17 protein-coding genes are annotated in these 16,895 nt (G+C 64.4%); 15 read left to right on the top strand and 2 right to left on the bottom strand.

Annotation, left to right across the window (positions count from 1 at the left end):
• Positions 1-38: 38 nt before the first annotated feature.
• The gene (locus tag VSX60_RS00590) at positions 39-863 is read right to left on the bottom strand and encodes a cytochrome c oxidase subunit II (RefSeq protein WP_327622167.1); all 825 of its coding nucleotides are present in this window, start codon (positions 861-863) and stop codon (positions 39-41) included.
• Between the two features lie 390 nt (positions 864-1,253).
• On the opposite strand from VSX60_RS00590, the gene VSX60_RS00585 reads away from it, so the two are divergent.
• The 15 genes from VSX60_RS00585 to VSX60_RS00515 all read left to right on the top strand — a co-directional run bounded on the left by VSX60_RS00585 (position 1,254) and on the right by VSX60_RS00515 (position 14,442).
• Positions 1,254-2,432, top strand: a complete 1,179-nt coding sequence (locus VSX60_RS00585) for an ABC transporter substrate-binding protein (RefSeq protein WP_442873024.1) — start codon at positions 1,254-1,256, stop codon at positions 2,430-2,432.
• A 151-nt stretch (positions 2,433-2,583) separates the two neighbouring features.
• Entirely contained in the window at positions 2,584-3,510 is a 927-nt protein-coding gene (locus VSX60_RS00580; RefSeq protein ID WP_327622166.1) for a branched-chain amino acid ABC transporter permease, read from the top strand.
• Positions 3,507-4,529, top strand: a complete 1,023-nt coding sequence (locus tag VSX60_RS00575; RefSeq protein WP_327622165.1) for a branched-chain amino acid ABC transporter permease — start codon at positions 3,507-3,509, stop codon at positions 4,527-4,529. Before VSX60_RS00580 ends, VSX60_RS00575 begins: the two co-directional genes overlap by 4 nt.
• Positions 4,526-5,281: an ABC transporter ATP-binding protein gene (locus VSX60_RS00570; protein ID WP_327622164.1), complete on the top strand. Its 756-nt coding sequence runs from the start codon at positions 4,526-4,528 to the stop codon at positions 5,279-5,281. Before VSX60_RS00575 ends, VSX60_RS00570 begins: the two co-directional genes overlap by 4 nt.
• Positions 5,281-5,979, top strand: a complete 699-nt coding sequence (locus tag VSX60_RS00565) for an ABC transporter ATP-binding protein (protein ID WP_327622163.1) — start codon at positions 5,281-5,283, stop codon at positions 5,977-5,979. The genes VSX60_RS00570 and VSX60_RS00565 overlap by 1 nt, the downstream gene beginning before the upstream one ends.
• A 36-nt stretch (positions 5,980-6,015) precedes the next feature.
• Positions 6,016-6,474: a cupin domain-containing protein gene (locus tag VSX60_RS00560; RefSeq protein WP_327622162.1), complete on the top strand. Its 459-nt coding sequence runs from the start codon at positions 6,016-6,018 to the stop codon at positions 6,472-6,474.
• 31 nt (positions 6,475-6,505) lie between these two features.
• Positions 6,506-7,768, top strand: coding sequence for a flavin-dependent oxidoreductase (locus VSX60_RS00555; RefSeq protein WP_327622161.1), 1,263 nt, complete (start codon positions 6,506-6,508; stop codon positions 7,766-7,768).
• 106 nt (positions 7,769-7,874) lie between these two features.
• Complete coding sequence (locus tag VSX60_RS00550; RefSeq protein ID WP_442873027.1) at positions 7,875-8,633, top strand: SDR family NAD(P)-dependent oxidoreductase; 759 nt, start codon at positions 7,875-7,877, stop codon at positions 8,631-8,633.
• Entirely contained in the window at positions 8,630-9,175 is a 546-nt protein-coding gene (locus VSX60_RS00545) for a MarR family winged helix-turn-helix transcriptional regulator (protein WP_327622159.1), read from the top strand. Before VSX60_RS00550 ends, VSX60_RS00545 begins: the two co-directional genes overlap by 4 nt.
• Entirely contained in the window at positions 9,172-10,005 is an 834-nt protein-coding gene (locus VSX60_RS00540) for an enoyl-CoA hydratase family protein (RefSeq protein WP_327622158.1), read from the top strand. The genes VSX60_RS00545 and VSX60_RS00540 overlap by 4 nt, the downstream gene beginning before the upstream one ends.
• 4 nt (positions 10,006-10,009) lie before the next feature.
• Positions 10,010-11,164 carry an acyl-CoA dehydrogenase family protein gene (locus tag VSX60_RS00535; RefSeq protein ID WP_327622157.1) on the top strand — a complete coding sequence of 385 codons (1,155 nt, stop codon included), beginning with the start codon at positions 10,010-10,012 and terminating at the stop codon, positions 11,162-11,164.
• Between the two features lie 9 nt (positions 11,165-11,173).
• Positions 11,174-12,814, top strand: coding sequence for an AMP-binding protein (locus tag VSX60_RS00530; RefSeq protein WP_327622156.1), 1,641 nt, complete (start codon positions 11,174-11,176; stop codon positions 12,812-12,814).
• Positions 12,815-12,828: 14 nt separating this feature from the next.
• Entirely contained in the window at positions 12,829-13,266 is a 438-nt protein-coding gene (locus tag VSX60_RS00525) for a RidA family protein (protein ID WP_327622272.1), read from the top strand.
• Between the two features lie 18 nt (positions 13,267-13,284).
• A complete protein-coding gene (locus VSX60_RS00520) occupies positions 13,285-14,145 on the top strand; it encodes an alpha/beta hydrolase (RefSeq protein ID WP_327622155.1) in 861 nt (286 codons plus the stop codon).
• 54 nt (positions 14,146-14,199) lie between these two features.
• Positions 14,200-14,442: an Lrp/AsnC family transcriptional regulator gene (locus VSX60_RS00515; protein WP_327622154.1), complete on the top strand. Its 243-nt coding sequence runs from the start codon at positions 14,200-14,202 to the stop codon at positions 14,440-14,442.
• Positions 14,443-14,464: 22 nt separating this feature from the next.
• Here the strand turns inward: VSX60_RS00515 and VSX60_RS00510 are convergent, their stop codons facing one another.
• Positions 14,465-16,849, bottom strand: coding sequence for an oxidoreductase (locus VSX60_RS00510; RefSeq protein WP_327622153.1), 2,385 nt, complete (start codon positions 16,847-16,849; stop codon positions 14,465-14,467).
• Positions 16,850-16,895 lie beyond the last annotated feature (46 nt).

Genomic DNA, 16,895 nt, shown 5'->3' with positions numbered 1-16,895 from the left:
CTGGCACGCTTACGTCGGCGTTGCCCCCGCCCTGCTCATCATTTGACCTCGTCCACCGAGCTGACCTGGTCGGGCGTCGACAATTGCGCGAAGGTCGACTGCTCCTGCAGCCAGGCAACGTAGTCCTCTTGGGTGTCGACCACGGTGATGCCGCGCATGAAGCCGTGTCCGATGCCGCAGAGTTCGGCGCAAAGGATTTCGAAGCTGCCGGTTCGCGTTGGGGTGAACCAGAAATAGGTGACGCTGCCTGGGACCATATCCATCTTGGCCCGGAATTCCGGGACGTAGAAATCATGCAGCACGTCGATGGAGCGCAGCAGCATCTTGACCGGCTTGCCGATCGGTAGATGCAAATCGGTTGCCTCGATCACGACGTCGTCCTGGCCGGCCGGATCGGCGGGATCGATTCCCAAGGGATTGTCCGGCCCGATCTTGCGGTTGTCGGACGTGCCCAACTGACCGTCCTCGCCAGGCAGGCGAAAGCTCCACTGCCACTGCTGTCCGACGACCTCGACTTCGGTCGCATCGTCGGGAACGGTAACGAACTGACCCCACACGACCAGCCCCGGCGCCAGCATCGCCGCGACGCCCAGCGCGGTCGCGGCCGTGAGCCAGATCTCGAGCTTTTTGTTTTCCGGCTCGTACGCGGCCCTGGATCCCTCCTTGTGGCGGAAGCGAAAGACGCAATAGGCCATGAACAGGACGACGGCGACGAAAACGAAGCCCGTAATCCAGAAAGTGACGATGATGGTTGTGTCGATATAGCCCCAATTTGAGGCAATAGGTGTCCACCACCATGGGCTCAGAAGGTGAAACAGCACCGAGCCGACAGCGACGAGAACGAGCACGAGCGCAATGGCCATGGTACCCCTCCCCACCTCGCACTGGCCTGAGAGGTCCAGCGAGATGACGGTGGCACTATAGCGTGATTCCGGGATGAATTTCCAGAGCCGCGACAATAATCGTCAAGTTGACGCGGTTTCCCCTCCGGAAGTTTCGCGAGCTTCCGTTGGACGCCCGTGGGAGCGGCATTCCAGCGCGGTGGCGCTTCGCAGTGCACAAAAATTCATCGGGCAAAAAATATGACCAGCGTCTGTTGCCAGCAGATATTTTATGCGTAAACTAATTTTGGTGTGGGGGCGGAAATTCCGATGTCCACTGATTTCCGGCGCGGATCGTCAACGCTTGCGCCGGCCCGATCTCCGGCTGGGGACGGACCATTGTTAGCGACCTTTTTGAATGGAGATCAAGAGATGAGTTCGATCCGCACCGCCACTATCGCCCTTATGACTGCGACCACCTTGTCCGGCGCGGCGATGGCGCAGACCGCCGACGACGGAAAACTGAAGATCGGCCTGATGTTCACATTGAGCGGGCCCGCCGCGGTGCTCGGAGAGCAGGGCCGTGACGGCTTCCTGCTTGCGGTCGAGAAGATGGGCGGCAGGCTCGGCGGCCTGGAGACAGAGATCACCACCGTCGACGACGAGCTGAAACCCGATATCGCCGCCAACAAAGCACGCGAACTGGTCGAACGCGACGATGTCGACTTTGTCGTCGGCCCGATCTTTTCCAACATCCTGATGGCGATTAACAAGCCGGTGACAGACGGCGGTGCCTTCCTGATCAGCCCAAATGCCGGCACCTCGAATTTCGCCGGGGCCGAGTGCAACGAGAACTTCTTCGTCACCTCCTACCAGAACGATCAGGTTCACGAGGTTCTCGGCAAATATGCTCAGGACAAAGGCTACAAGCGCCTGTTCCTGCTCGCCCCGAACTATCAGGCGGGCAAAGATTCGCTGGCCGGCTTCAAGCATTCCTACAAGGGCGAGGTGGTCAACGAGATCTACACGCCGCTCGGCCAGCTCGATTTCTCGGCCGAGCTCGCGCAGATCGCCGCCGAGCAGCCGGACGCCGTCTTCACCTTCATGCCGGGCGGCATGGGCGTGAACCTCGTCAAGCAGTATCGGCAGGCCGGGCTCGACAACATTCCGTTCCTGTCCGCCTTCACCGTCGATGAGACCACCCTGCCCGCCCAGCAGGATGCGGCCGTCGGCTTCTACGGCGGCGCCAACTGGGCGCCGGACATGGACAACGAGCAGTCCAAGGCCTTCGTCGCCGCCTACGAGGAAAAATACGGCAGCGTTCCAGGCACCTACGCCATGCAGGCCTACGACGCTGCGCAGCTGATTGACAGCGCGGTCAAGGCCGCCGGCAAGCTCGACGACAAGGATGCTTTGCGTTCGGCGCTTGAGGCAGCCGACTTCCAGTCCCTGCGTGGCGATTTCAAGCTCGGCAACAACCACTACCCGATCCAGGACTTCTATCTGGTCAAGGTGGCCAAGCGCGACGACGGCAAATACCAGACGCAGATCGCCGAGAAGATCTTCGACGACTACCAGGACAACTACGCCGCCGAATGCAAGATGCAGTAGCGGCCCGCTCGTGAAGCCGGCCGGGCGAAAAACCCCGGCCGGCGCCGAGCGGGTGTTCGATTTTGATGTCGAGCGCCGCCGTTCTGGACTGGCGGTGCCGGGATGGCATCATGGCCGCTTGCCGCGATGAACGAGCCGCCGAAGGGCACGGATGTTCAACCTCTTTCTTCTCCAGGCGCTGAACGGGATCCAACTCGGCATCCTCTTGTTCCTCGTCGCCGCCGGGCTGACACTGATCTTCGGTGTCATGGACCTGATCAACCTGGCGCACGGCGTTCTGTACATGGTCGGCGCCTATCTGGCTGCCACCTTCACCGCCTTCACCGGTGACTTCTTCCTCGGGCTGGCCCTCGCTCTTCCGGCGACGCTCGCCTTCGGCATCGTTCTGGAATTCCTGATCTTTCGGCGACTCTACGACCGCGATCACCTCGATCAGGTGCTCGCTACTTTCGGGCTCATCCTGATCCTCAATGAGGGGGTGAAGATGATCTGGGGCGCGGCACCGATGAGCGTGCCGATCCCCGATATCCTTTCTGGCTCGATGCCGCTCATCGGCAACATGCGCTATCCGTTCTTCCGGGTTGCGATCATCGCCTCCGGTCTCGTCACTGCCCTTGGCCTTTATCTGATGGTCAATCACACGCGGATCGGCATGCTGCTCAGGGCCGGCGCCACCAACGGACCGATGGTCTCGGCGCTCGGCGTCGACATCGGCCGGCTGTTCATGATCGTCTTCGGCCTCGGGGCAATGCTGGCGGGCTTTGCCGGCGCCATGGTCGCACCGATCCTTTCCGTCGAGCCCGGCATGGGCGACAGCGTCCTGATCCTGACCTTCGTCGTCATTGTCATTGGCGGCGTCGGGTCGGTCCGTGGCGCTTTCGTAGCAGCCATCCTCGTCGGTCTGGTCGACACGCTCGGCCGCACCTTCGGGCCGATCCTGTTGCGCAGCCTGATGGACCCGTCGGCCGCTTCGCAGACCGGCCGAACCCTGGCGCCGATGCTGATCTACATCCTGATGGCGGCGGTCTTGTTCTTCAGGCCCTCCGGGCTGTTTCCGACCAAAGGGACCGTCCAATGACCTCGGGCCTGTCGGACGCTGCTGTCTCCAATTCGCAGATCGACGTCGGAGCCGTTCGTCGCCCGCTCCTCGGCCGTCACGGCTCCAGTGTCGCGGCCGCAGTGATTTTCGCCGGTCTCGGGCTCCTGCCGCTGCTGGCATGGGCCCTCGACGATCCGTTTCTGCTCGTTACTGCCACCCGCCTGACGATCTTCGCGATCGCAGCGCTCTCGCTCGACCTCGTACTCGGCTACGGCGCGATGGTGTCCTTCGGCCATGCGGCCTTCATCGGGCTCGGAGCCTATGCCGTCGCGATCCTGGCGGCGAACGGCATCGAGGACATTTTGCTTCAGGCGCTCGCCGCTATCCTGGTTTCAGCGCTCTTCGCCCTGATCACCGGGGCGATCTCGTTGCGGACCAAGGGCGTCTATTTCATCATGATCACCCTCGCCTTCGGCCAAATGGCGTATTTCTTCATGGTCTCGCTGTCGGCCTATGGCGGCGATGATGGCATCACCCTCGCCAACCGCTCGACGCTGTTCGGTACGGACTTGTTAGAGAGCGATCACGTCCTCTTCTACGGTGCGCTCGGTTTCCTCGTCGCCGCCTTTGTCGGCCTGAGAGCGCTGGTCGCCTCACGCTTCGGCAGGGTACTGCGGGGAACCCGCGACAATCGGCTTCGCATGCAGGCGATCGGCTTTGCCCCGTTCCCGTACCAACTGACCGCCTATGTCATCGCGGGTGCGATTGCCGGCGTCGCTGGCGTCTTCCTCGCCAATCAGGCCGAGTTCGTCTCCCCCGCCTACATGACGTGGCAACGCTCGGGCGAGCTGATCGTCATGGTCGTCTTCGGCGGCATGGGAACCCTCGTCGGCGCGATCGCCGGGGCGATCGCGTTTCTGCTGCTGGAGGATTGGCTGGCGCAGTTTTCCGAACACTGGAAGCTCTGGCTCGGAATTCTCCTCGTGCTCCTCGTCCTCTTCACCCGCGGCGGCATCGCCGGTTTCGTTTCCCGTCTATCCGAGGGCGCGCGGTCATGACGACGCCGTTGCTCGATGTCCGCAATCTCCGAAAATCCTATGGTGCGCTCGCTGTTACCGATGATGTCAGCCTCGATGTCGCACCCGGCGAACTCCATGCAATCATCGGACCGAACGGGGCCGGCAAGACGACGCTGATCCATCAGCTCTCGGGAAACCTCCGCAGCAATTCGGGCACCGTCCACTTCGCCGGCGAGGACATCACCCGGCTCGGCATGGCCGAGCGGGTGCACCGTGGTCTTGCGCGGTCATTCCAGATTACCTCGATCCTCGACGGTTTCACCGTCTTGGAGAACGCCGCGATGGCCGTCCAGGCGCGGTCGGGCTCGAGCTTCCGCTTCTTCACGCCGGCGGCGCGCGAAACCCGGCTCAACGACGAGGCGATGGCGGCGCTGGCACGCGTCCGTCTGGACGACCGGGCGGACCGCCGCGCCGGCAGCCTGTCGCACGGCGAAAAGCGTCAACTCGAGATCGCGATCGCCTTGGCCACCGGGGCGCGATTGCTGCTGCTGGACGAACCGCTCGCGGGAACGGGCCACGAAGAATCCGCCGTGCTCGTCGCGCTGATGCGGGAGCTGAAGTCCACGCACACCGTCGTTCTCGTCGAACACGACATGGAGGCGGTGTTCGCTCTCGCCGACCGGGTGAGCGTTCTCGTCTATGGGCGGCTGATCGCCACCGGCACCCCGGAGGAGGTGCGCCTGGACCCCGAAGTGCGCAGTGCCTACCTCGGCGAAGAGGAGGCCGCCTGATGTTGGCGATAGAAGGTCTCGAAAGCGGCTATGGCGACTCCCGCATTCTGTTCGGGATCGATCTCACCGTCGCTGCGGGCGAGGTCGTCACGCTGCTCGGCCGCAACGGCATGGGCAAGACCACGACCGTCAGATCCCTGTTCGGGCTCTTGAAGCCGCGCGGCGGCCGAATTCTCATCGACGGCGACGACGTCACCGGGCGCCCGCCCCACGTCATCGCCAAGCACGGCCTTGGTTTGGTGCCGGAAGGCCGGCAGATCTTTCCGACGCTCTCGGTCGAAGAGAACCTCGTGGCTACCCATCGCCCCGGCACGGGGCCCGCCCAATGGACGCTGAGCAAAATTTACCGGCTGTTCCCACGCCTTCAGGAACGCCGGCGCAATATGGGCAACCAGCTGTCCGGGGGCGAACAGCAGATGCTGGCGATCGGCCGCGCGCTGATGACCAATCCCCGCCTCGTCGTTCTCGACGAGGCCACCGAAGGTCTCGCCCCGCTCATTCGCGAGGAGATCTGGACCTGCCTCGCCGCCATCAAGGATGCCGGGGCGGCGATCCTCGTCATCGACAAGAACGTCGATGCGCTCGCCCGTTTTGCTGACCGACACGTCGTCATCGAGAAGGGCCGCGTCGCCTGGACCGGAACGACGGATGAACTCAGGTCGACGCCGGAGATCAAGGACCGGTTTCTGCATGTTTGACACTGACCAACTCGCAACGTCGAAGGGAGATATTCGATGACGATCATGACCGCCGGGGTGACCAAGGCCGACGAAGGCATCGACGGCATCCGCTGGAACATCCTTGGCCAGACCTACATCCCGAAACACCACTGCGAGAGTTCGCTGTCCTGGCACGCGACGTTTCCCGTCGGCACCTTCGTGCCGCCGCACATCCATCCGACCCAGGACGAGTTCATCTACATGTTTCAGGGTCGGTTGGACCTGGTCCTCGACGGCCAGGAGACCTTCGCCCAGCCGGGTGACACGATCCGCCTGCCACGCGGCATACCGCACGGTATCTTCAATCGCAGCGGTGCCGACGTGAAGTGTCTGTTCTGGGTTTCGCCGGCGCGTCGGCTCTACGATCTCTTCTGGGCGCTACACAATCTGGGGCCGGCGGCCGATCCGGCCGAGGTCGTCGCCATCTCCGCCAAGCACGAGGTGGATTTCCTGCCGCCGCCGGATGCCGAGTGATCCACACGGCCCCAGGACTGGAGGACAGACCATGAAAGTGATCATCGTCGGGGCCGGCATCGGCGGTCTGACCACCGCGCTGATGCTGCACAAGCGCGGCATTCGGGCCGAGGTCTACGAGCAATCTCCCGAGGTTCGCGAAGTGGGGGTCGGCATCAACACCCTCCCCCATGCAATTCGGGAACTCGCCGAGGTCGGGCTGCTGCCGGCGCTCGACAAGGTCGGCATCCGCACCCGCGAGCTGGTCTACTATAATCGCCAGGGCCAGGAGGTCTGGCGCGAGCCGCGCGGCACGGACGCCGGCCATCCGGTGCCGCAGTTCTCGATCCATCGCGGACGGCTGCAGAAGGTCATCCACGACGCCGTGATCGAGCGGCTCGGGCAGGAGTCAGTGAAGACCGGGCTGAGCCTTTCCGGGTTCATGCAGGACGAAGGCGGCGTGACTGCGCATTTCACCGACGCGGTGAAGGGCGACGCCGGGACGACGGTGCGGGGAGATATCCTCGTTTGCGCCGACGGCATCCATTCGGCCGGCCGGCGTCACTTCTACCCTGACGAGGGAGCACCATGCTGGAACGGCGTCCTGATGTGGCGCGGCGCGGCCGAGTGGACATCATGGGGCGACGGTCGGACGATGGCGATCGGCGGCGGCATGGGCGCCAAATTCGTGCTCTATCCCATCGCCGAACTCGGCGACGGCAAGCAGCTGATGAACTGGGTCGTCAACGTCAAGATGGCCGACGGCAAGACCTCGCCGCCGCCGAAGGAAAGCTGGTCGCGACCGGCGTTGCGCTCGCTGGTGCTGCCCTACGCCAAGCGCTTCACCATTCCCGATTTCGATGTCGCCGCGCTCGTCGAGGCGACGCCGCAGGCTTTCGAATATCCGATGTGCGACCGCGATCCCCTGCCCCGCTGGACCTTCGGGCGGGTTACGCTACTCGGCGACGCGGCCCATCCGATGTATCCGGTCGGCTCCAATGGCGCCTCGCAGGCAATCCTCGACGCCCGCTCCCTTGCCGACGCCCTGCACCGCGCCGAGCACCCCTGCCAGGCCCTGTGGGAATACGAACGAGAGCGGCTGCCGACGACCGCCGAGGTGGTGCGACTCAACCGCAAGGGCGGCCCCGAGCGGGTCATCGACGAAGTCGAGAAGCTGGCGCCCGGTGGCTTCGATCAGGTCGATTCCGTGCTGAGCCGCGCCGAACGCCAGGCAATCGTCAGCGGCTATGCGGGAAAAGCCGGCTTCGCCGCTCAACCCGGCGGTCAGGCGGAGCGCAGAGCCGCCAACGCCTGAGACGTGTTGTCCCGTGACAGGACGGGCCATGCAGGATGCCGATTGCAAGTCCGATTTATTAGTTTAATGTTAAAATAGTTTCCGGATGCAGGATGATCCCGTGACCATCGAACGACGGCCCCGACATATCCTCGTTACCGGCGCCTCCCGCGGCATCGGGCGGGCGATCGCCGAGCGCTTTGTCGCTTCTGGTGATACGGTGACAGTGCTCGCACGCTCTCAAGATGGCGCCGAACAGGTCCGCGCCGAACTTGGAGCCGCGGCCGCGGTCGCGGCGGACGTCACCAATGCCACCGCCTTGGAAGAGGCGCTCGACACCGCCGCCACACGCTCTGGCCCCATCAACATCCTGGTCAATAACGCCGGCGGGGCCGAGACCGCACCGATCTCCCGGCTCGATGTCGACCAGCTACGCCGGATGATGGCGCTGAATGTCGAGCCGGTGCTGACCGCCATACGCTCGGTACTACCGGCCATGAAGGAGCGCGGCTTCGGCCGGATCGTCACGATTGCCTCGACCGCCGGGCTCAAGGGCTATTCCTATGTCGGGGCTTATTGCGCCGCCAAACACGCTGTTGTCGGGCTCACCAGGGCGCTGGCGCTGGAACTCGCGCCGACGGGCATAACCGTCAACGCCGTCTGTCCGGGCTACACGGACACCGACCTCGTGTCGGGGTCGCTCGATCGGCTGGAGCAGAAGACCGGGCGCCTCCGCGCCGACCTTCTCGCTGAATTCACCAGCGCCAATCCTCTCGGTCGACTCATCCGTCCCGACGAGGTGGCGGATTGTGTGCATTGGCTGGCTGGCGCCGGCGCCTCGGCAATCACCGGACAGGCGATCGCGGTCGCGGGAGGTGAGCTGTGAGCAACGCCCGACGCGAGACGGTCGATCCTATCGATGCAGAATCCAAGGTGCGCGAAAGTCCGCAGCACCACCGCGCCGAATTGCGCCTCTGGTTGCGCTTGCTGACCTGCACCAATTTGGTCGAGGCCAAGATCCGCAAACGGCTGCGCGAAGAGTTCGACACCACCCTTCCGCGCTTCGATTTGATGGCGCAGCTCGAGCGTTCGCCGGACGGCATTCTCTTGGGCGAGCTGTCCCGCCGGATGATGGTCTCCAACGGCAATGTGACGGGGCTGGTCGATCGTCTCGTCCAGGAAGATCTCATCGAACGTCAGGTCTCCGAGATCGATCGCCGTGCGGTCCGTGTCCGCCTGACAGCCAAGGGGCGATCGGTTTTCGCGACGATGGCGGAGGCGCACGGCAACTGGATCGCCGAGATGCTCGGGGAACTTGCTCCGGCCGAGCAGGAGGCGCTCTGGAACCAGTTGGGCGATCTCAAGGCCTCCGTGCGCAAGGCCAGCAATAGCGCACGGACGCCGACCGTCCGCGGAGAGAAGTCATGAAGTACCAGAACGCCATCGCCGCGCCGCTCGCCGATTTCGCGCCGGAGCATTTTCGATTATCGATCGATGGCGGGATCGCGACCGTGATGTTGAACCGGCCGGAGCGGAAAAACCCGCTGACCTTCGAGAGCTACGCCGAGCTGCGCGACACCTTCCACGCGTTGCGCTTCGACGACACGGTGACCGCCGTCGTGCTCACCGGCGCCGGCGGCAATTTTTCCAGCGGCGGCGACGTTTTCGAGATCATCGAGCCGCTGACCAAAATGAGTGCCTCTCAGCTCCATGCCTTCACGACGATGACCGGCGATCTGGTCAAGGAGATGCGGGCCTGTCCGCAACCGGTGATCAGCGCGGTCGAGGGCGTTTGCGCTGGCGCCGGCGCGATCATGGCCATGGCGTCCGATATGCGGGTCGGAGCGGCTGGCGCGAAGGTCGCCTTCCTGTTCAATCGCGTCGGACTTGCGGGCTGCGATATGGGCGCCTGCGCGATCCTGCCACGCATCGTCGGCCAGGGCCGCGCCTCGGAATTGCTCTACACCGGCCGCTTCATGAGTGCCGCAGAGGGCGAGCGCTGGGGGTTCTTCAACCGCCTCACCGACAAGGGTGGCGCGCTCGATGCCGCCATGGAGATGGCAAAGGCGCTGAGCGAAGGGCCCACCTACGCCAATTCGGTCACCAAGCGGATGCTGCAGATGGAATGGGCGATGGGCGTCGACGAGGCCATCGACGCGGAGGCGATCGCCCAGGCGCTGTGCATGAAGACCGGCGACTTCCGCCGGGCCTTCGAGGCCTTCGCCGAAAAGCGTCAGCCGGTCTTCGAGGGAAACTGAGACGATGGCGGACAAGAGCTTCCTCGCCTGGCCATTCTTCGAAGAGCGCCACCGCCGGCTGGCGGACGAAGCCGAGCGCTGGGCCGCAGACAACGTGCCCGCTCTCGCCGATCATCACGACATAGACGGCAGTTGCCGCCGGCTGGTCGAGGCGATGGGCGCGGCTGGTTTCCTCGCTCATGCCGCGCCCGAGGACGAGCGGTTCGACGTCCGCAGCCTGTGCATCCTGCGCGAGACTTTCGCGCGTCACGACGGCCTGGCCGATTTCGCCTTCGCCATGCAGGGGCTCGGCACCGGGGCCCTGACCCTCTCCGGGTCCGACGAGCTGAAGCGGCGGATTCTTCCGGGCGTGCGCGCCGGCGAGACCATTGCCGCCTTCGCCCTGACCGAGCCCGAGGCGGGGTCGGACGTCGCCCAGATTGCGCTGAAGGCCACGCCCGCCGGCAACGACATGCTCCGGCTCGATGGCGAGAAGATCTGGATTTCCAATGGCGGCATCGCCGATCATTACGTGGTCTTCGCGCGGACCGGCGAAGCGCCAGGCGCGAAGGGGCTGTCGGCGTTTTTCGTGCCGGCCGACACGCCGGGCCTCGTGATCGCCGAGCGGCTAGAGACCATCGCGCCGCATCCGCTGGCACGCCTGACATTCGACGACTGCTGTATCCCAACGACGAACCGCATCGGCAATGGCGGTGACGGCTTCAAGATCGCCATGGCGACGCTCGATGTGTTCCGCTCCACCGTCGGCGCCGCCGCGCTCGGCTTTGCTCGCCGCGCCCTCGACGTTACACTGGATCGGGCGCGCAGCCGCCAGCTTTTCGGCGGACCGCTTGCCGATCTGCCGCTCACCCAAACCGCGTTGGCGGAAATGGCGACGGCCATCGATACCTCCGCCCTCCTCGTTTACCGCGCCGCCTGGACCCGCGACGCCGGCGCGCCGCGGATCACGCGCGAAGCCGCGATGGCCAAGATGGTGGCGACCGAAAACGCCCAGGAGGTCATCGACCGTGCCGTGCAGATCCACGGCGCCGAAGGGGTGCGTTCCGGCTCGGTTCCCGAGACGCTCTATCGCGAGATCCGCGCGCTGCGAATCTACGAAGGCGCCACGGAGGTCCAGAAACTCATCATCGCCCGCCAACTCCTGTCGCAAGTTGCTTGAGGAGACGCCATGACCGACACGTGCCACGTCGACACCTTCGTCCTCGATAATTTGCCGCCGGCTCACCTGATGCCGGACTTCATCAATCTCGACCGGCTCGGCTACCCGGCGCAACTGAACGCCACGGTCGAACTCGTCGACCGCCACGTTGCCGAGGGTCGCGGTGAGCGCATCGCGGTGATTGGCCCGGACGTGTCCTGGACCTATGCCGAACTTGCCCGGTTGATCGATCGGATGGCCAATGTGCTGGTCGGTAAGCTTGGCCTCGTCCCCGGCAACCGGGTGCTGCTGCGCTCGGCCAACAATCCGACGCTGGTGGCGCTGTATATGGCGGTCATCAAGGCCGGCGGTGTGGTCGTTGCGACGATGCCGCTCTTGCGGGCAAAGGAACTCGTCAAGATTATCGGCAAGGCCGAGATCGGCTTGGCTTTCTGCGATGCGTCGCTCGTCGACGAGATGGCGAAGGCCGCCGCAGCGTCGCCTGTGCTCGACCGCGTCGTGACGTGGTCCGGGACCGCCGGCGGAGAGTTGGGAGACCTGCTCGAAAACGTCTCCGACCGATTCGACCCGCCGGCGACACGGGCGGGCGATCCCTGCCTTCTCGGCTTCACATCCGGAACCACAGGCCTTCCCAAGGCGACGATCCACTATCACCGGGACCTTCTCGTCATCTGCGACTGCTATGCGAAAGACGTGCTGCGGGCGAATGCGGACGACGTCTTCATCGGCTCTCCACCGCTCGCCTTCACCTTCGGCCTCGGCGGCCTTGTCCTGTTCCCGTTCCGGATCGGTGCGGCGGCCGTGCTGATCGAAAAGGCCGCACCGCCGGATCTCGCCAAGGCGATCGGCGATTATCGCGCGACCATCTGCTTCACTGCGCCCACAGCCTATCGCGCCATCGCGGCCAAGAGCGACGAGTTCGATCTCTCTTCCTTACGCAAATGCGTCTCGGCTGGGGAGACATTGCCGCCTCCAACCTATGAGGCTTGGCTTGAGGCGACCGGCCTCAAGCTGATGGACGGGATCGGCGCGACCGAGATGCTGCATATCTTCATTGCCGCGCGCGAAGACGAGATCCGGCCGGGCGCCACCGGCCGACCGGTATCGGGCTACGAAGCGCGGGTGATCGACGCAGACGGCAAGCGCTGCCCGACCGGCACGCCCGGACACCTCGCCATGCGCGGTCCGATCGGCTGCCGCTACCTCGCCGACAACCGTCAGGCGGCGTATGTCCAAAGCGGCTGGAACATTACCGGCGACACCTATGTCGAGGATGCGGACGGCTATTTCTGGTTCAAGGCGCGCAACGACGACATGATCGTCTCCTCGGGTTACAACATCGCCGGACCGGAGGTCGAAGCCTCGCTCCTCGCCCATCCGGCCGTCGCGGAAGCCGGGGTCGTCGGCTCCCCGGACGCGGATCGCGGCTGTATCGTGAAAGCCTATGTGCTGCTGGCGGACGGCCAAGCCGGGGATGCGGCCTTGGCCAAGGCGCTGCAGGACCATGTGAAACAGGACCTGGCGCCCTATAAATATCCCCGATCGATCGTCTTCGTCGAGGCGCTGCCAAAGACCGAATCGGGCAAACTGCAACGCTTCGCACTGCGCCAGCAGGCGGAACGGGAAGCCAGCCAGGGAGAAATGGCGTGAATCTAACCCGTCCGATCGTCGGTGAAGCCGCGACATCCGATCGCCCGACCGCCAAGGGCAGCCTCACCGCTTTGCAACCGGCGGGTTGGCCGACACCAAAAGGCTATGCCAACGGCGTGATGGGACGGGGCAACATGGTCCTGACCGGCGGGCTGATCGGCTGGGACGAGAGCGAGAAATTCCCCGAGAGCTTCGTCGCCCAGGTCGAACAGACGCTGAAGAACGTGCTCGCCGTTGTGGCGGAAGCTGGTGGCGGACCTGAGCACATCGCCCGGCTGACATGGTATGTCAGGAGCATTGCCACCTACCGCGCTTCGCTGGCCGAACTCGGCCCCGTCTATCGCCGGATCATGGGGCGCCACTTCCCGGCGATGGCGCTGGTCGAGGTCTCCGATCTGGTCGAGCCGAAGGCGCTGGTCGAGATCGAAGCCACCGCCATCGTGCCGGACTGATCGGGATCGCGACGCGCCATGGTGCAATCTTCCTGGCGGCAGGATGCCGCCCCTCTGACCGACTTCGACGCAGCCTATGCCAACAGTGCCGCGATCGCCGGATCGCAGTCCTATCCGCCGCGATGGGCGGCTGCGGCCACGGCCTTCCGGGAGCATCTCGCCTCGGCCGGACGAGCCCGGCTCGATCGCGCCTATGGCCCAGCGCCCCGCAACCGATACGATCTGTTTTTCCCGGACGGGGCTCCGCTCGGTCTCGTCGTCTTCGTCCATGGCGGCTACTGGAAAGCCTTCGACAAATCGCTCTGGTCGCATCTGGCCGAAGGGGCGCTGCAGCGCGGTCATGCGGTCGCAATGCCGAGCTATACGCTCTGCCCCGACGCGACCATCCGCGCGATCACGCGAGAAATCGGCGCGTTCCTCGACCACGTTGCCGACGAAGTTCGTGGGCCGATCCGCCTCTCCGGTCACTCGGCGGGCGGCCATCTCGTCTCGCGCATGCTCTGCACCGACGCGCCGATCGCGCGTGCCACGGCAGACCGCATCGACCGGACGGTTTCGATCAGCGGCGTTCACGACCTTCGCCCGCTGCTCGCGACCGGCATGCACGACATCCTCCAGTTCGACCTCGCCGAGGCGCGCGCCGAGAGCCCGGCGCTTCTCGAGCCGCGTGCGAATATCGATATCACCTGTCTCGTCGGTGGCGCCGAACTGGGCGAATTTCGCCGTCAGAACGCGCTGCTCGCCAATGTCTGGCATGGTTTCGGCGTGCTGACGCGAGCAGTCGAACGGCCGGGAAAGCATCATTTCGATGTCATCGACGAACTCCGTGATCCGGCGAGCGAACTCGTCGCGATCTTGACGGGTGCCCCGAACTCCTGAAACCGTCGTATCCAGACAAACGAACCACCGCCGCCCGCCCCGGCAGGAGCCTTCATGAAACCGATCTTCGTCCAGTTCAAATGCCAGCCCGGCATGGCCTACAAAGTCGCCGACAGCCTCATCCAGGACATCGAGGAAATTTCGGAGGTGTTCTCCACGTCCGGCCATTACGACCTGATCGCCAAATTCTATCTCAGCGATGACCAGGACATCGGCCACTTCGTCACCGAGCGTCTCCAGGTGACCGAGGGCGTCGCCGACACGTTTACGCTGGTCGCCTTCAAGGCGTTCGGCTGAAGTCGATCGCGCGGCCCGCCCCCTACTCCGCCGCCTCGCGCCGATCCGGAGGCGACTGACCATCGCCGGAATCATGCGGTCGTGGCCTCGCCTTGCGCCGGGTTTCAATGTCCTGCTCGCGCTTTTTCGCCAGTTCGCGATGCGCCTGGTCACGTCCGGCAAGATACTGCTTCGGCCAGTGCTGGTTGCGCGCGTCGTACCAGGCGGCGGCCTCGCGGGTGAAATACGGGTTCCATAGATGCGGCCGGCCGAGCGCGACGAGGTCGGCGCGGCGCGTGTGCAGGATGGTGTTGACCTGCGCGGGCTCGGTGATCGCCCCGACGGCCATCACCGCCAGCTTCGGCACGTTGCGGATCGCCTCGGCGAACTGCACCTGGAACATCCGGCCATAGATCGGAGTCTGGTCGGCGACCGTCTGCCCGGCTGAAACGTCGATGAGGTCGCAGCCGACCTCGGCGAAGGCTTTGGAGATCGCGACGCTGTCGCCTTCGTCGATACCCCCTTCCTGCCAGTCGGTCGCGGAAATGCGCACCGACATCGGCTTTTCCGCCGGCCAGACTGCGCGCATCGCCTCGAACACCTCCAGCGGATAGCGCAGCCGGTTCTCGATCGCACCGCCATATTCATCGTCGCGCGTGTTGGTCAGCGGCGAGAGGAATGAGGCGAGCAGGTAGCCATGGGCGCAATGAAGCTCGACCATGTCGAAGCCGGCCCGCTCCGCCCGCTCCGTCGCCTGGACGAAATCGTCCCTAATCCGGTCCATTGTGGCGCGGTCGAGTTCCGCCGGAACCTGGCTGACACCCTCGAAATAGGGAATCGGCGAGGCCGAATAGATTTGCCAGTTCTTCGCCGCGTCCGCCAGCGGCCGGTCCATCTTCTCCCAGCCGAGCTGGGTCGAGCCCTTGCGACCGGCATGGCCGAGCTGCATCACCATCTTGGTCGTGGTGTTGGCGTGGACAAAGTCGACGATCCGCTTCCACTCGGCCTCGTGGCGATCGGTCCACAGTCCGGTGCAGCCCGGGGTAATCCGCGCGTCGGCCGACGGACAGGTCATCTCGGTAAAGACAAGGCCCGGCGCGCCGAGCGCGTGCGAGGTGTAGTGGACGAAGTGCCAGTCGGTCGGATTGCCATTGGCGTCGGCCGAATATTGCGCCATCGGCGACATCACCACGCGGTTCTGAACCTCCATGTCGCGAAGCCGGAATTTGGTGAACATGGGCGTCGGCCGGCTTTCGCGGTAATCGTCACCGGTCTCGCGATAAAGCTGTTCGTAATAGGCGGTGTCGACCTTCTCCACATAGGCCGGATCACGAACGACCAGATTGTCGTAGGTGATCGACTTCGCCCGGCACATGACGACCATCGAAAACTGTTCCGGACTCATGTCCCAGGACCGGTTCATATGCTCGAACCAGGCCAGCGAGACGTCGGCATTGTGCTGGATGATCTGGCAGGGCGTGCGCCGCTCCGCGTCATAGGCTGCAAAGGCGTCTTCGACGCTCGTCTCGCCGTGTTCGACGACCGCGTCGGATAGCGAGATCGCGCATTCCATGGCGAGCTTGGTGCCCGAGCCGATGGAAAAATGCACCGAGGCCTTGGCATCGCCCAGAAGCACGATGTTCCCGTGCGACCAGCGATGGCAAAAAATGCGGGGAAACCGGCGCCATTGCGAGCGGTTGAGCAGCAGACCGTGCCCCTCCAGCTCTTCCTCGTACAGCGCTTCGAGCCTGGCGCGTGAATCCTCCTCGTCGGTCTCCGAGAAGCCGAGGCCCTGAAAGCAGGCCTCATCCATCTCGAACACCCAGGTCGAGCGACCCGGCTCGTACTGGTAGCAATGGGCGCAGACGATGCCGTGCTCGGTTTCGCGGAAGAAATAGTTGAACTCGTCCATCGGCCGGGTCGAGCCCATCCAGCAGAAGCGGTTCGACTTGATCGTCACCTCGGGCTGGAAGGCCTCACGAAAATGCTCGCGAATGCGCGAGTTCACGCCATCGGCGGCGACGACGATGTCGGAATCGGTGAAGCGGGTGGCGATCTCCTCCGGTCGGACCGCCGCGGAAAAGTGCAGGTCCACCCCCTCCTCCCGGCAGCGCTGCTGCAAAATGGCGAGAAGCTTCATCCGTGAGATGCCGGCAAAGCCGTTGCCGGCGCAGCGCATCTCGGTGCCCTGCTTGTGGATTGCGACGTCGTCCCAATAGGCGAATTCAGTGCGGATGCGGTCGAAGGATTTACGGTCGCGCGACAGGAACTCGTGCAGCGTCTCGTCGGAGAACACGACACCGAAGCCAAACGTGTCGTCGGCGCGGTTCTGCTCATAGATTTCGACCGACCAGTCCGGCTGCCGCTTCTTGGTCAGGAGGGCGAAATAGAGGCCGCCAGGACCGCCACCGATCACGGTGATACGCATGGGCTCTCTCCTGTCGGGTCGAACGGGTCGTCGCACAAGATATTTT

Origin of the sequence: Aurantimonas sp. A3-2-R12, assembly GCF_036016755.1 — a bacterium.
In the GTDB taxonomy this organism is placed as follows: domain Bacteria; phylum Pseudomonadota; class Alphaproteobacteria; order Rhizobiales; family Rhizobiaceae; genus Aurantimonas; species Aurantimonas coralicida_A.
This window is presented reverse-complemented; position numbering and strand designations above follow the sequence as displayed.

Bases quoted from the DNA above. Each gene is read 5' to 3' on its own strand.
- VSX60_RS00590 (WP_327622167.1), bottom strand. From the start codon at position 863: ATGGCCATTGCGCTCGTGCTCGTTCTCGTCGCTGTCGGCTCGGTGCTG.
- VSX60_RS00585 (WP_442873024.1), top strand. From the start codon at position 1,254: ATGAGTTCGATCCGCACCGCCACTATCGCCCTTATGACTGCGACCACC.
- VSX60_RS00580 (WP_327622166.1), top strand. From the start codon at position 2,584: ATGTTCAACCTCTTTCTTCTCCAGGCGCTGAACGGGATCCAACTCGGC.
- VSX60_RS00575 (WP_327622165.1), top strand. From the start codon at position 3,507: ATGACCTCGGGCCTGTCGGACGCTGCTGTCTCCAATTCGCAGATCGAC.
- VSX60_RS00570 (WP_327622164.1), top strand. From the start codon at position 4,526: ATGACGACGCCGTTGCTCGATGTCCGCAATCTCCGAAAATCCTATGGT.
- VSX60_RS00565 (WP_327622163.1), top strand. From the start codon at position 5,281: ATGTTGGCGATAGAAGGTCTCGAAAGCGGCTATGGCGACTCCCGCATT.
- VSX60_RS00560 (WP_327622162.1), top strand. From the start codon at position 6,016: ATGACGATCATGACCGCCGGGGTGACCAAGGCCGACGAAGGCATCGAC.
- VSX60_RS00555 (WP_327622161.1), top strand. From the start codon at position 6,506: ATGAAAGTGATCATCGTCGGGGCCGGCATCGGCGGTCTGACCACCGCG.
- VSX60_RS00540 (WP_327622158.1), top strand. From the start codon at position 9,172: ATGAAGTACCAGAACGCCATCGCCGCGCCGCTCGCCGATTTCGCGCCG.
- VSX60_RS00535 (WP_327622157.1), top strand. From the start codon at position 10,010: ATGGCGGACAAGAGCTTCCTCGCCTGGCCATTCTTCGAAGAGCGCCAC.
- VSX60_RS00530 (WP_327622156.1), top strand. From the start codon at position 11,174: ATGACCGACACGTGCCACGTCGACACCTTCGTCCTCGATAATTTGCCG.
- VSX60_RS00520 (WP_327622155.1), top strand. From the start codon at position 13,285: ATGGTGCAATCTTCCTGGCGGCAGGATGCCGCCCCTCTGACCGACTTC.
- VSX60_RS00515 (WP_327622154.1), top strand. From the start codon at position 14,200: ATGAAACCGATCTTCGTCCAGTTCAAATGCCAGCCCGGCATGGCCTAC.
- VSX60_RS00510 (WP_327622153.1), bottom strand. From the start codon at position 16,849: ATGCGTATCACCGTGATCGGTGGCGGTCCTGGCGGCCTCTATTTCGCC.